At 66.1% G+C, this 12,894-nt stretch carries 12 protein-coding genes; 9 read left to right on the forward strand and 3 right to left on the reverse strand.

Going from position 1 to position 12,894, the window contains the following annotated elements; all coding sequences use genetic code 11:
* Positions 1-31 precede the first annotated feature (31 nt).
* Positions 32-1,834: a glycoside hydrolase family 13 protein gene (locus tag ACIQCN_RS09400; RefSeq protein WP_400610592.1), complete on the reverse strand. Its 1,803-nt coding sequence runs from the start codon at positions 1,832-1,834 to the stop codon at positions 32-34.
* Positions 1,835-1,973: 139 nt separating this feature from the next.
* On the opposite strand from ACIQCN_RS09400, the gene ACIQCN_RS09405 reads away from it, so the two are divergent.
* The 5 genes from ACIQCN_RS09405 to ACIQCN_RS09425 all read left to right on the forward strand — a co-directional run bounded on the left by ACIQCN_RS09405 (position 1,974) and on the right by ACIQCN_RS09425 (position 6,607).
* Complete coding sequence (locus ACIQCN_RS09405) at positions 1,974-3,263, forward strand: ABC transporter substrate-binding protein (RefSeq protein ID WP_400606538.1); 1,290 nt, start codon at positions 1,974-1,976, stop codon at positions 3,261-3,263.
* Between the two features lie 7 nt (positions 3,264-3,270).
* On the forward strand, positions 3,271-4,308 hold the full coding sequence (locus tag ACIQCN_RS09410; protein ID WP_400606540.1) for a carbohydrate ABC transporter permease: 1,038 nt from the start codon (positions 3,271-3,273) through the stop codon (positions 4,306-4,308).
* Positions 4,305-5,201, forward strand: a complete 897-nt coding sequence (locus tag ACIQCN_RS09415) for a carbohydrate ABC transporter permease (RefSeq protein WP_400606542.1) — start codon at positions 4,305-4,307, stop codon at positions 5,199-5,201. Before ACIQCN_RS09410 ends, ACIQCN_RS09415 begins: the two co-directional genes overlap by 4 nt.
* Positions 5,198-5,449: a hypothetical protein gene (locus ACIQCN_RS09420; protein WP_400606544.1), complete on the forward strand. Its 252-nt coding sequence runs from the start codon at positions 5,198-5,200 to the stop codon at positions 5,447-5,449. Before ACIQCN_RS09415 ends, ACIQCN_RS09420 begins: the two co-directional genes overlap by 4 nt.
* A gap of 105 nt (positions 5,450-5,554) precedes the next feature.
* Positions 5,555-6,607: a LacI family DNA-binding transcriptional regulator gene (locus ACIQCN_RS09425; protein WP_400606547.1), complete on the forward strand. Its 1,053-nt coding sequence runs from the start codon at positions 5,555-5,557 to the stop codon at positions 6,605-6,607.
* A gap of 29 nt (positions 6,608-6,636) precedes the next feature.
* Here ACIQCN_RS09425 and ACIQCN_RS09430 read toward each other — a convergent pair whose 3' ends face one another.
* Complete coding sequence (locus tag ACIQCN_RS09430; protein WP_400606549.1) at positions 6,637-7,521, reverse strand: hypothetical protein; 885 nt, start codon at positions 7,519-7,521, stop codon at positions 6,637-6,639.
* Positions 7,522-7,558: 37 nt separating this feature from the next.
* A complete protein-coding gene (locus ACIQCN_RS09435; RefSeq protein WP_400610593.1) occupies positions 7,559-8,365 on the reverse strand; it encodes an exodeoxyribonuclease III in 807 nt (268 codons plus the stop codon).
* Positions 8,366-8,528: 163 nt separating this feature from the next.
* Between ACIQCN_RS09435 and ACIQCN_RS09440 the strand changes: the two genes are divergently transcribed.
* From ACIQCN_RS09440 to ACIQCN_RS09455, 4 genes are read left to right on the forward strand one after another with little or no spacing between them, the layout of a single operon-like run.
* Complete coding sequence (locus ACIQCN_RS09440) at positions 8,529-10,028, forward strand: CoA-acylating methylmalonate-semialdehyde dehydrogenase (protein ID WP_400606553.1); 1,500 nt, start codon at positions 8,529-8,531, stop codon at positions 10,026-10,028.
* Between the two features lie 8 nt (positions 10,029-10,036).
* Positions 10,037-11,101 carry an enoyl-CoA hydratase/isomerase family protein gene (locus tag ACIQCN_RS09445; RefSeq protein ID WP_400610769.1) on the forward strand — a complete coding sequence of 355 codons (1,065 nt, stop codon included), beginning with the start codon at positions 10,037-10,039 and terminating at the stop codon, positions 11,099-11,101.
* Positions 11,094-12,095 carry a 3-hydroxyisobutyrate dehydrogenase gene (mmsB, locus tag ACIQCN_RS09450; RefSeq protein ID WP_400610595.1) on the forward strand — a complete coding sequence of 334 codons (1,002 nt, stop codon included), beginning with the start codon at positions 11,094-11,096 and terminating at the stop codon, positions 12,093-12,095. Before ACIQCN_RS09445 ends, mmsB begins: the two co-directional genes overlap by 8 nt.
* Positions 12,092-12,868, forward strand: coding sequence for an enoyl-CoA hydratase (locus tag ACIQCN_RS09455; RefSeq protein WP_400606558.1), 777 nt, complete (start codon positions 12,092-12,094; stop codon positions 12,866-12,868). Before mmsB ends, ACIQCN_RS09455 begins: the two co-directional genes overlap by 4 nt.
* The last annotated feature ends 26 nt before the right edge of the window (positions 12,869-12,894 follow it).

Below are 12,894 nucleotides of genomic sequence, written 5' to 3' on the forward strand. Positions count from 1 at the left end.
GGCACGATGGTTCAGTTCTTAACGAGGTACCTCAGCTCTTGACGAGGTATACGGTGCAGTCCACGGGGACCTCCTGCATGCCGGTCCACTCGGAATCAGGTTCGAGTCCGCTGGACAGCGCCACCGTGTAGCCCTCCGGGACGGGCGCGGAGGCGAATCCCGTATTGCCGATGACCATGACGTCCCCATTGTGGAAGGCCAGGACACCGCTTTCGGGGGCGTGGCTGTCTGCCCAGGCGAAGCTCCCCCGTCCGAGCCGCCGTTCAGCGCGGAACGCCAGGGCAGCTCGGTACAGCTCCAGCGTGGAACCGGGATCGCCGTCCTGCTGGTCCGCGGCGTGCGGGCCGAAACTCTCGGGCTGCGGAAGCCATGGCGCCGCCGCGGTCAGGGAGTGGCTCCCGGAGAATCCGTAGCCGGGCTGTTCCGCTGCCCAGGGCAGCGGAACACGGCAGCCGTCCCGGCCGGTTTCGGCGCCCCGTGTCCGGAAGAAGGTCGGGTCCTGCCGTGCTTCGGCCGGGAGCGTGGTGTATTCGGGCAGGCCAAGCTCTTCGCCCTGGTACAGGTAGGCCGAACCCGGAAGTGCAAGCGAGATCAGTGTGGCCGCCCGCGCCCGGGCCAGGCCCAGCGCGGCGTCAGGCTGTTCGTCGGTGGCCGCGATGCCCTTGGGGAACGTGGTGGGGTCCTTGAGGCCGAAACGGGTGGAGTGCCGGACGGTGTCGTGGTTGCTGAGCACCCAGGTGCAGGGGGCACCTACGGAGGCGGCCGCCGCCAGGGAGGCATCGATGGATTCCGACATCCGCTCTGCGTCCCAGCCGGCCAGCAGGAAATCGAAATTGAATGCCTGCTGCATCTCGTCCTGGCGGACGTAGCGGGCCAGCCGTTCGGCGGGTTCCACCCAGGCCTCGGCCACCATCATGCGGTCGCTGCCGTACTCTTCCAGCACGCGGTGCCAGTCCCGGTAGATGTCATGGACGCCGTCCTGGTCGAAGAACGGTGACGGTGGGTACGTGGGGGAGACGGCACGGTGGGGCTCTTCTTGGTCGGTGTGCGCGCCGGGCGCATCCCCCGGCTGCATGGGTTCGCGGTGCACCTCGGTGCCCTCGACCATCGCGGCAGCACCCTCCCAGTCCGGCAGGCCGGCCTCCTTGACCATCCCGTGGGCCACATCCACCCGGAAGCCGTCCACGCCGCGGTCCAGCCAGAAGCGGAGCACTGACCGCATTTCCTCCTGGACCTCGGGGTTCTCCCAGTTCAGGTCGGGCTGCTTGGTATCGAAGAGGTGGAGGTACCACTCTCCGGGCGATCCGTCCGCCTCGGTAATCCGCGTCCACGCGGGGCCGCCGAAAATCGATTTCCAGTTGTTCGGTGCGCGGTTTCCGTCACCGGAGCCCGCGACCTCGTCCTTGCCCGGCCGGAACATGTAGCGGTTCCTTTGCCGGGATCCGGGCGGGGACGCCAGCGCTTCCTGGAACCAGACGTGCTCGTCCGAGGTGTGGTTGGGAACCAGGTCCACGATGACCTTCAGACCACGCTGGTGGGCGTCCGCCAGCATCGCATCGAAGTCCTCAAGGGTGCCGAACAGTGGGTCCACCTGCCGATAGTCCGCCACGTCGTACCCGGCGTCTGCCTGCGGCGACTTGTAGAAGGGCGAGAGCCAGATGGCGTCCACGCCGAGCTTCGCCAGATACGGAAGACGTTCGACGACGCCACGCAGGTCCCCCATGCCGTCACCGTTTCCGTCGGCAAAGGAACGGGGGTAGATCTGATAGACCACCGCATCCGCCCACCATTCCGTGGGGGTGGGTCCGGAGCTGTGGACGGGAGGGTTGGACATTTCGTTCCTCTCGGATAACTTTTTGATGTAAACGCTTGCATAACCTGCGGCAACCTTACTAGTGTGACTGTCACCACATCAACCTGCCTAGCAAGCGCACTGTCGACTTACTTGTCACTCAGCGAGGAGCTTCAAGCCAATGAAAACCCCTAAATTCCTACTGCCGGCGGCTACAGCCGGAATCCTGGCCCTCACGCTTTCAGCCTGTGGCGGCGGTGGAGGCGGCGGAACCACGGGCGGTGGAGGCGGTGACGCCGAAGCCAACCTCGACGGCCGCGGTCCCATCACGTACGTGCAGGGCAAGGACAACAGCAACGTGGTCCGCCCGCTGATCGAAAAGTGGAACAAGGCGCACCCGGACGAGAAGGTCACCTTCAAGGAACAGACTGACGAGGCGGACCAGCAGCACGACGACCTGGTGCAGAACTACCAGGCCAAGAACCCCAACTACGACGTTGCCAGCGTCGACGTTGTATGGACCGCGGAGTTTGCGGCCAAGGGCTGGCTGCAGCCACTGAAGGATAAGATGGCCGTCGACACCAACGGCATGCTTGAGCCCACGATTGAAGCGGGTTCCTACAACGGCACCCTCTACGCGGCGCCGGTCTCTTCCGATGGCGCCATCCTGTATTACCGCAAGGACTTGGTCCCCAACGCTCCAAAGACCTGGGACGAAATGATGGAGATGTGCTCCATCGCCGAGAAGAACAAGATGGCCTGCTACTCCGGTCAGTTCAAGCAGTATGAAGGCCTGACGGTGAACGCCTCCGAAGCGATCAACTCCGCCGGCGGTTCCGTCCTGAATGACGAAGGCAAGCCGAACCTGAACACCCCTGAGGCCAAGGAAGGCATGGAGAACCTGGTTGAGGCCTTCAAGAACGGCAACATTCCGGCCGAGGCCATTACGTACCAGGAAGAGGAAAGCCGCCGTGCGTTCCAGGAGGGCAAGCTGCTGTTCCTGCGCAACTGGCCCTACGTCTACAACCTGGCCACCACTGAGGGTTCCTCGAAGGTGAAGGATGTGCTGGGTATGACGGCCCTTCCGGGCAAGGACGGTCCGGGCGCTTCCAGCCTGGGCGGCCACAGCGCAGCCATCAGCGTGTACTCCAAGCACAAGGCAACTGCCCTCGACTTCGTGAAGTTCCTGGTTGAAGAAGAGCAGCAGAAGTTCTTCGCTACCCAGGGTTCGCTCGCTCCTGTTCTGGGCTCGCTGTACGAGGATGAGGAACTTGTCTCCAAGCTCCCGTTCCTGCCGGTCCTGAAGACCTCGATCGAGAACGCAGTTCCGCGTCCCGTGACCCCGTTCTACCCTGCAGTTACCAAGGCGATCCAGGAGAACTCCTACGCCGCGCTGAAGGGTGAGAAGTCTGCTGAGCAGGCCCTGGCCGACATGCAGAAGTCCATCGAATCCGCCACCGCAGGATCGTAGCCTGAAGATGGCAACCGAATTGGGCCCGACGCCGGCGACCAAGCCGGCGTCGGGCGCGCCCCCCGTCCATCACGGCCCCAAGGGTGTAGGCGAGGATAATAAGATCCTCAGCCAGGGCAAGTGGGCCTCCTGGCTCCTCGCCCCCACCATCATCGCGCTGGCCATCGTCATCGTCTACCCGATCATCAGTGCCATCGTCATGTCCTTCCAGAAGGATGCGGGCCTGGATCCGGCCACAGGCCTGTTCACCGCCGGCGGCCCCGCCGGCATACAGAACTATGTGAACTGGCTTGGCCAGCAGTGTGCCGCACCCGGCGGCGGCACCATCGCCTGCCCCCCCGGTACGCTGGGCGGGCAGTTCTGGACCGCCACCGGCACCACGTTCTTCTTCACGGTGGTCACGGTAGCCCTGGAAACGGTGCTCGGTTTTTGGATGGCCATGATCATGGCCCGTACGTTCAAGGGCCGCAGCCTGGTCCGGGCCGCCGTCCTGGTTCCGTGGGCCATTCCCACGGCCGTGACCGCCCAGCTCTGGCTGTTCATGTTCGACTTCAACGGCATCATCAACAAACTGTTCAACGCCTCCATCTTGTGGACAGGCAGCGAGTGGCCCGCGAAGTGGGCCGTGATCATCGCAGACACCTGGAAGACCACGCCCTTCATGGCGCTGCTGATCCTGGCAGGACTGCAGATGATTCCGGCAGAGGTCTACGAGGCCGCCAAGGTTGACGGCGCCAGCTCCTGGCAGCGCTTCAAGCTGATCACGCTCCCCCTGGTGAAGCCGGCACTCATGGTGGCCGTCCTGTTCAGGACGCTGGACGCCCTGCGCATGTTCGACCTTCCATACATCCTCACCGGCGGCGCGAACAACACCACAACGCTGTCCATCCTGGTGATCAACCAGATCAGGCAAGGGTTCAACTCGGCCGCTGCACTGTCCACCATCACGTTCCTCATCATCTTCCTGGTCGCGTTCATTTTCGTCCGCTTCCTGGGTGCGAACGTCGTGGAACAAAGCGGTGCCACCGGTAAGGGGAAGAAATGACAACCTCAACTGCCTCCGCCGAGCTGCGGGCCGAGCAGGACAAGGGCCGCAAGGTCGCCCAGAACCGCGAAAAGTGGGCACAGGCGCGGACCTATATCAGTGCCGCCGTCATCCTTATCTGGTGCCTGGCACCGGCTTACTGGATGGTGGTCACCGCGTTCCGGGAAGTCGGATTCACCTACGACACCACGCCCTGGCCCACGCACGTCACCCTGGACAACTTCCTCACCGCCTTCGATACCTCGTTCGGCAACAGGTTTGGCCAGGCGCTGCTTAACAGCATCATCATCGGTGTCACCGTCACCGTGATCTCGCTGGTGATCGGTGTCTTCGCTGCCTACGCCCTGGCCCGCCTGAATTTCCGGTTCAAGTACCTGGTGCTGGGCTTCATCCTGGGAGCGTCCATGTTCCCCGGCGTTGCCCTGATCACCCCGCTGTTCCAGCTGTTCACCAACATTGGCTGGATGGGCACCTACCAGGCGCTGATCATTCCGAACATCTCGTTCGTGCTGCCGCTGACCGTCTACACCCTGACCTCCTTCTTCCGGGAAATGCCCTGGGAGCTGGAGGAGTCGGCCCGCGTGGACGGCTGCACGCAGGGGCAGGCGTTCCGGAGGGTCATCATGCCGCTGGCGGCTCCGGCGATCTTCACCACGGCGATCCTCGCGTTCATCTCCTCCTGGAATGAATTCCTGATCGCCAGCCAGCTGTCCAATGAGGCCACCCAGCCCGTGACGGTCGCTATTGCGAACTTTGCCGGAGCCCAGCCCCAGCAGATTCCTTATACGGCGATCATGGCCGCAGGCACCATCGTCACCATTCCCTTGGTGATCCTGGTCCTGGTGTTCCAGCGCAAGATTGTGGCCGGCCTGACGGCCGGTGCGGTCAAGTGACGGACGGCGCCTCCCGCTCCCGGCCTTCCGGCGGGGCGGGAGGCCGCAGCCGGTTGGTCCGGTCGGGCGAAGATTTTGACATAATTATCGGGTTCCTGGGCTTCTGGGCTTTGATTCTGCTGGTGGTCACCGTGTGGATGGAGATCACCGGCCAGCCCGCGCTGTGGTGGGCCCTGGGCCTGCTGGCAATTCTCCTGGCCATGTATGGAATGCTCCGGCTCCGGCGGAAGCTCCCTGCCCGCCGGTAGCAGCGTTTCCAGCGGGGCAGCGATGCCTTCGCGGGACAGGATCTTTGGCGTTGGGGGGTCAGTCGGGCGGTTGCCCGCGCCTGCAGGGAGTTATCGAGGGGAATCGTGGCACGAATGTCAGAGCGGTCGCAGCGAGGTGGCCACGCGGGGATCAGCATCGAGGACGTGGCCGCCGCCGCGGGGGTTTCCACCGCTACGGTGTCCCGGGCAGTCCGCGGGCTCCCCAGGGTTTCGCCCGCGACGCGCGAGAAGATCCTCGAAATCGCCGCAAACCTCGGCTATGTGGCTTCTTCCTCCGCATCCGGCCTCGCCACGGGGCGGACCCGCACCATCGGCGTGCTGGCACCGTTCGTGAGCCGCTGGTTCTTCTCCAAGGCCATCGAAGGCGCAGACCGCGAGCTGCATGCCCGGCAATACAACCTCTCGCTGTTCAACCTGGGCGGCCACGGCAGCAACAGGGAACGCCTCTTCAGCAAGACCATGGTTTACAAGCAGATCGATGCCCTGCTGGTGCTGTGTATGGCGCTGACTCCGGAAGAGCTGGACCACCTGCAGAAAATCGACATCCCCCTGGTGGTGGTGGGCGGCCACGTGGAGGAATGCGCGTACATCGGCATCGATGACTACGCCGCGGCATCCACTGCGGTCCGCCACCTCATCGACCTGGGCCATCGGGACATCGCCCTGCTGCACGGCGACGATGAGACGGACCTGAACTTCGACGTTCCCCGGGTCCGAATCCTGGCGTTCAAGGACGTCATGACGGCGGCGAACCTGCCCACCCGGCCGGAATGGGATGAGTGGGGCGACTTCACGGTCAAGAGCGGCCAGGAAGCGTTCCGCCGGCTCTGGGCACTCCCCGGCGCCAAGCCCACCGCCGTCTTCTGCGCGTCCGATGAAATGGCGATGGGCGTGATCTTCGAGGCGGCGCGGATGGGCGTCAAGGTGCCGGAACAGCTCTCCGTGGTGGGCATCGACAACCACGACTTCGCCGAACCGATGGGCCTGACCACCGTGGGCCAGCGGCCGGACGAGCAGGCCGAGCTCGCCACCAAGATGCTCCTGGATGAGCTGGACGGGGCCGCAGGCTCCGTCCGCTCCGCCGTCGCTCCGCACCAGCTCATAGTCCGGACCACCACGGCCCCGCCACAGGCCTGACGCGGAGCGATGGTCCACGGCTGCGGCCGTCAGGACGCGCGGGCAAGCTGCCTGATGGGAATCCAGCGGGAGGCCAGCCGGCGGTAAGCCGCCGCGGCGCCGGTCATGTCGCCCTCGGCCAGGCACTCGATCCCCAGCCGGATATCCATGGGCGACTCGTCCGGATAGACCTTGTCCGCCACCGCGCCGTAATCCAGTTCCACCATCGATTCGACGTGGAACTGCTCCAGCCATTCGGTCAACTGCGCCAGGTCATCCAGCATGTCCAGGTCCGGTGCGGCCAGTGCCAGGTTGGCCACCGCATAGCGTGCGCGCTCCAGGGCATCGGTGATGGGTGCCCACACCCGGACGGTGACGATCCGGCCGGCGGCTTCCACCACGTCCTTGTGGTCCGATTCCATGAAAAGCGAAAACCAGCTGAAGGGGATGCCCCAGGTTGAGGCGCGGGTGTGGACTCGGATGGATCCATCCCTGGCCTTGACCGCATCGATCCGCTCCTGGTGCCGGTCGCGCTGCGCTTCCGGAATGAGGAGCTCGGCGAGGGGACCGTGGATGCCCTCCATCAGGGCGTTGGCCGCCAGGCCGGCGCGCAGCACCAGCTGGCTGGGACAGTACAGCAGCACTTCGCCGGCGGCAGCACCGCCGTCGTCCGCGTCCTTGCCCGGAGCCGGGACCGAGGTGACGCGCACCAGGTCCGTGCGCCCCGTGGGGAAGGGATCCCCGCCGGAGCGGGTGATGCGCCCCAGGGAGGCGAGCAGCTCGGCATTTTCGACGGCGGCCCGCGAAGCGGCGCGTTCGCCTGCCGCCCGGATGGCTTCCCGCTGCTCCTCGGGGAAGGCCTCCAAGGGCTCGTAGACCCGGAGGGCGGAGGAGAACGGCAGGCCTGCCTGGCCCCGGTAGAGGTTTCCGGTCATCGCGGCGTCCTCCTTCGTTGAGTCCGGGGCGCTGCCATCAGTCTGCCAGTTCCACCAGGACCGGCGCGTGGTCCGAGGCGCCCTTGCCCTTGCGCTCCTCGCGGTCGATCGACGCGCCGGTGACCCGTGCCGCGAGGGCGGGCGAGGCCAGGACGAAGTCAATGCGCATGCCCTGGCGCTTGGGGAACCGGAGCTGCGTGTAGTCCCAGTAGGTGTAGACGCCGGGTCCGGGAGTATAAGGACGGACTACGTCGGTGAAGCCGGCCGATTCGAATGCGTGGAAGGCTGCGCGCTCCGGCGGGCTGACGTGCGTGTAGCGGTTCCGAACAAAGAGGTCGATGTCCCACACGTCCTCGTCGAACGGGGCGATGTTCCAGTCGCCCATGAGCGCGACCTGGGCCTGCGGGTCCGCTTCGACCAGGCCCTGGGCGTGGGTTTTGAGGCTCTCCAGCCACTTGAGCTTGTAGGGCATGTGCTCGTCATCGAGCGAGCGGCCGTTGGGGATGTACAGGCTCCACACCCGGACGCCGCCGCAGGTCGCGGCCATGGCGCGTGCTTCCTGCACGGGATCCTTGCCGGCCTTACCAAAGGACGGCTGGTCCAGGAAGGTCCGCTCCACGTCTTCCAGGCCCACCCGGGATGCGATCGCGACGCCGTTCCACTGGTTCACGCCGAAGTGCGCGACCTCATAGCCCATCCGTTCGAACAGTTCCCACGGAAAGTTCTCGTCCTTGCACTTGGTTTCCTGGATGGCCAGGACATCGCAGTCGCTGCGCTGCAGCCAGGCCTCGACGCGGTCGGCACGGGCACGGAGCGAGTTCACATTCCAGGTAGCTATCTTCACAGTCCTAACTTACCGAACTTGCCTTGGGGCCGGGCCCGGCTGCCCAAAATGCCGCTCTGGAATTTAGTAGGAAGTCCGAGTATATTCAGGAAGGAGAGATGATGTGGGTCACATGCCGCCCATTCGGCCGCGCAACCCCACCGGTGCAAAGGAGCAATCCATCATGGTTCGGGAGCTTTCCCATTACGTTGGCGGGCAGCATGTTGAGGGCACGTCCGGCCGGTTCGCCGACGTCTACGATCCGTGCGCCGGCCAGGTCCAGGCGCGCGTCCCCCTGGCCTCGGCCGATGAGGTCCGGAACGTGGTGGCCACCGCGGAAAAGGCCCAGGAGGAGTGGGCGGCCATGAATCCACAGCGCCGCGGCCGCATCCTGCTGAAGTTCGTCGACCTGGTCAACCGGGACCTGGACGAACTCGCGGCCCTGTTGTCCTCGGAGCACGGCAAGACCCTCCCGGACGCCCGCGGTGACATCCAGCGGGGCATCGAAGTGGTGGAGTTCGCCGCGGGAGCTCCGCACCTTCTTAAGGGTGAGTTCTCGGACAGCGCCGGCGCCGGGATCGACGTGCATTCAATGCGCCAACCGCTGGGCGTGGTTGCCGGCATCACGCCGTTCAACTTCCCGGCCATGATTCCGCTGTGGAAGGCCGGCCCCGCGCTGGCCGCCGGAAACTCCTTCATCCTCAAGCCCTCGGAGCGCGACCCCTCCGTGCCTCTGCGCCTTGCGGAGCTCTTCACCGAGGCGGGACTGCCGGACGGCGTGTTCAATGTGGTCAACGGCGACAAGGAAGCTGTGGACGCCCTGCTGGAAGATCCGCGGGTCCAGGCCGTGGGCTTTGTCGGTTCCACGCCCATCGCCCAGTACATCTACGCCACCGCGGCGGCCCACGGCAAGCGGGCCCAGTGCTTCGGCGGCGCCAAGAACCACATGGTGATCATGCCGGACGCAGACCTGGACATGGCGGCCGACGCGCTCATCGGTGCCGGTTACGGTTCCGCCGGCGAGCGCTGCATGGCCATCTCCGTAGCGGTGCCGGTGGGCAAAGCCACCGGGGACGCCCTGGTTGCCAGGCTCCGGGAGCGCATCGCCGGGCTGAAGGTGGGCCACAGCCTGGACAAGGACTCGGATTTCGGTCCGGTGGTGGCGGCATCCGCCAAGGAGCGGATCGAAGGCTATATCCAGTCCGGCGTGGACGCCGGCGCCACCTTGGTGGCGGACGGCCGGGGCCTCACGGTGGACGGCTGCGAAGGCGGGTTCTGGGTGGGCCCCACGCTCTTCGACAACGTCACCAAGGACATGGATATCTATAAGGAAGAGATCTTCGGCCCGGTGCTCAGCGTGCTCCGCGCCGAAGACTACGACGAAGCCCTGCGCCTGTGCAGCGAGCACGAGTTCGGCAACGGCGTGGCCATCTTCACGCGCGACGGCGACTCCGCCCGCGACTTCGCCAGCCGCGTCCAGGTGGGAATGGTGGGCATCAACGTCCCCATCCCGGTTCCGATCGCCTACTACACCTTCGGCGGGTGGAAGGCATCCGGCTTTGGCGACCTGAACCAGCACGGCGCTGACGCCTTCCGCTTCTACACCAAGACCAAGACGGTCACCACCCGGTGGCCCTCCGGCATCCGCACCGGGGCCAGTTTCACCATGCCGGAAGGCAGCTGATGGCGGGCATGGAGGCCTTGGAGCCGGAGCCTGCGGAAGTACTCTTCGAGCGGCGCGGGCGGCTGGGTGTCATCACCCTCAACCGGCCCCGCGCCGTGAATGCGCTCACGGCCAACATGGCGGCGGCGATGCTGGACCAGCTCACCGCATGGGCGGATGACGACGGCGTTGCCGCCGTCCTGGTGCAGGGTGCCGGCGGCCGCGGCCTGTGCGCAGGCGGCGACATTGTGGCCATCTACCGCGATATTCCCGACGGCGGCGGAGCCACTGCGGATTTCTGGGCGGTGGAATACCGGCTTAACGCCCTTATCGCGTCCTACCCCAAGCCCTACGTGGCGTTCATGGACGGGCTGGTGCTGGGCGGCGGGGTGGGAATCTCGGCGCACGGATCCGTCCGTGTGGTCACCGAGCGCACACGGACCGGCATGCCGGAAACCACCATTGGATTCGCGCCCGACGTCGGCGGAACCCTTCTGCTGTCCCGGTCGCCGGGGGAGACGGGCACCCACGCCGCCCTCACCGGCGAACACCTCAGCGGAGCGGACGCGGTGTACCTGGGGCTCGCTGACCACTTCGTGCCCTCGGGCCGGATGGCGGCCCTCGCCGCGGCGCTGGAAACCGAGGAGCCGGGAACCGCCGTCGAACGCTTTGCGGACGCCGCGCCGCCCTCGGTGCTGGCCGCCCGGAGGGAATGGATTGACGCCTGCTACTCCAGCGACGATGCGGAGGAAATCGTGGGCCGCCTGCACCTGGCCGGCGGTGAAGCCGGGGACGCCGCACGCACCATCCAAACCAAGTCGCCCACCGCGGTGAAGGTCACGCTCGCTTCGCTGCGGCGCGCACGGGACCTCAGCCTGGAGGAAACCCTGGAACAGGAATACCGCGTAGGGCTGCGGTTCCTGGCCGGACACGATTTCCGCGAGGGGATCCGTGCCCAGGTGGTGGACAAGGACCGCAACCCGCACTGGCGTCCCGCCAGCCTGGCGGAGGTGGGCCCTGGGGATGTTGCGGCATTCTTTGCCCCGCTGGGCGAGCGGGAACTGAAACTGGCAAAGGAGCAGGACCATGTCTGAGGCACGTGCGGAGGCCGGCGGAACAGCGACCGTCGGGACGATTGCATTCCTGGGCCTGGGCCACATGGGTGGGCCGATGGCCATCAACCTGGTTAGGGCCGGGCATACCGTGGCCGGGTTCGACGTGGTGCCGCAAGCCCTCGAAACGGCCCGGGCGCACGGCGTTGCCACGGCGGAAACGGCTGCTGAAGCGGTGGCGGATGCCGGCGTCGTGCTCACCATGCTGCCCAGTGGCAGGCATGTGCTGGACGCCTACCGCGGCACCGGGGGCGGGCCCGGACTGCTGGAAGCGGCCCCGGCCGGCACCTTGTTCCTGGACTGTTCCACCATCAACGTGGACGAGGCGCGGGAAGCGGCGGAGCTGGCCGTTGCGGCTGGCCACCGTTCCGTGGACGCGCCCGTATCCGGAGGCGTGGTGGGTGCGGAGGCAGGCACCCTGACCTTCATGGTGGGTGCGCTGGCCGATGACTTCGAGTACGTGCGGCCACTGTTGGAAGTGATGGGCAAGCGCGTGGTGCACTGCGGCGGGCACGGTGCCGGACAGGCTGCCAAGATCTGCAACAACCTGATCCTTGGTGTTTCCATGATCGCCGTCAGCGAGGCCTTCGTGCTGGGCGAGAAACTGGGGCTGACGCATCAGGCGCTGTTCGACGTCGCGTCCGCGGCTTCCGGGCAGTGCTGGGCGCTGACTACGAACTGCCCGGTGCCGGGGCCCGTTCCCACCAGCCCGGCCAACCGCGACTACCAGCCGGGCTTCGCCGGCGCCCTGATGGCCAAGGACCTCAACCTCGCCCTCAACGCCCTGCGCAGTACCGGGGTGGCGGGGCGGATGGGACCGCTGGCCGCGGAAATCTACGATACGTTTGCGGCGGAAGGCGGGGCCGGGCAGGACTTCTCCGCCATCATCAACGACATCCGGGACAGGTCCGCTGCGGCCGCCGGCCAAACCTCAGACCACCTGCCCGCGGCGCAGGATGATGGGAGCCCTGAATGACGGAATACCGGAACATCGTGGTGGAACAGCGCGGCCGGGTGGGGCTGGTAACCCTGAACCGGCCGCAGGCGCTGAACGCGCTGAACCACGCCACCATGGAAGAACTCGTGGCCGCAGTGACCGCCATGGACGCCGACCCCGGCCTTGGCGCGGTGGTGATCACCGGCTCCGCCAAGGCCTTCGCGGCCGGTGCGGACATCAAGGAGATGGCCTCGCAGGGGTACATGGACATGTACCGGGCGGACTGGTTCCGGGGCTGGGAGGACTTCACCCGGCTGCGGATTCCCACCGTCGCGGCGGTCTCCGGCTTCGCACTGGGCGGCGGCTGTGAACTGGCCATGATGTGCGACCTCCTGATCGCCGGGGACAACGCCAAGTTCGGCCAGCCGGAAATCAACCTGGGCGTGCTTCCGGGCATGGGCGGCTCCCAGCGGCTCACGCGTGCCGTGGGCAAAGCCAAAGCGATGGACCTGATTCTCACCGGCCGCTTCATCGGGGCCGAGGAAGCTGAACGCTGCGGCCTGGTGTCCCGGGTGGTCCCCGCCGAGGATGTGGTGGAGGAAGCCCTGAACGCAGCCGAAACCATTGCAGCGAAATCCAAGCCGGTGGCCATGGCCGCCAAAGAAGCAGTCAACGCGGCCTTTGAGACCGGACTGGCGCAAGGCGTGCTGTTCGAGCGGCGCCTCTTCCATTCACTTTTCGCCACCGAAGACCAGAAGGAAGGCATGGCCGCGTTCATGGAAAAGCGGCAGCCGGACTTCAGGCACCGGTAGGGCGGAGCTGCGGCAAGGCGTCGGGC

The organism is Pseudarthrobacter sp. NPDC092424 (assembly GCF_044754925.1).
In the GTDB taxonomy this organism is placed as follows: Bacteria; Actinomycetota; Actinomycetes; order Actinomycetales; family Micrococcaceae; genus Arthrobacter.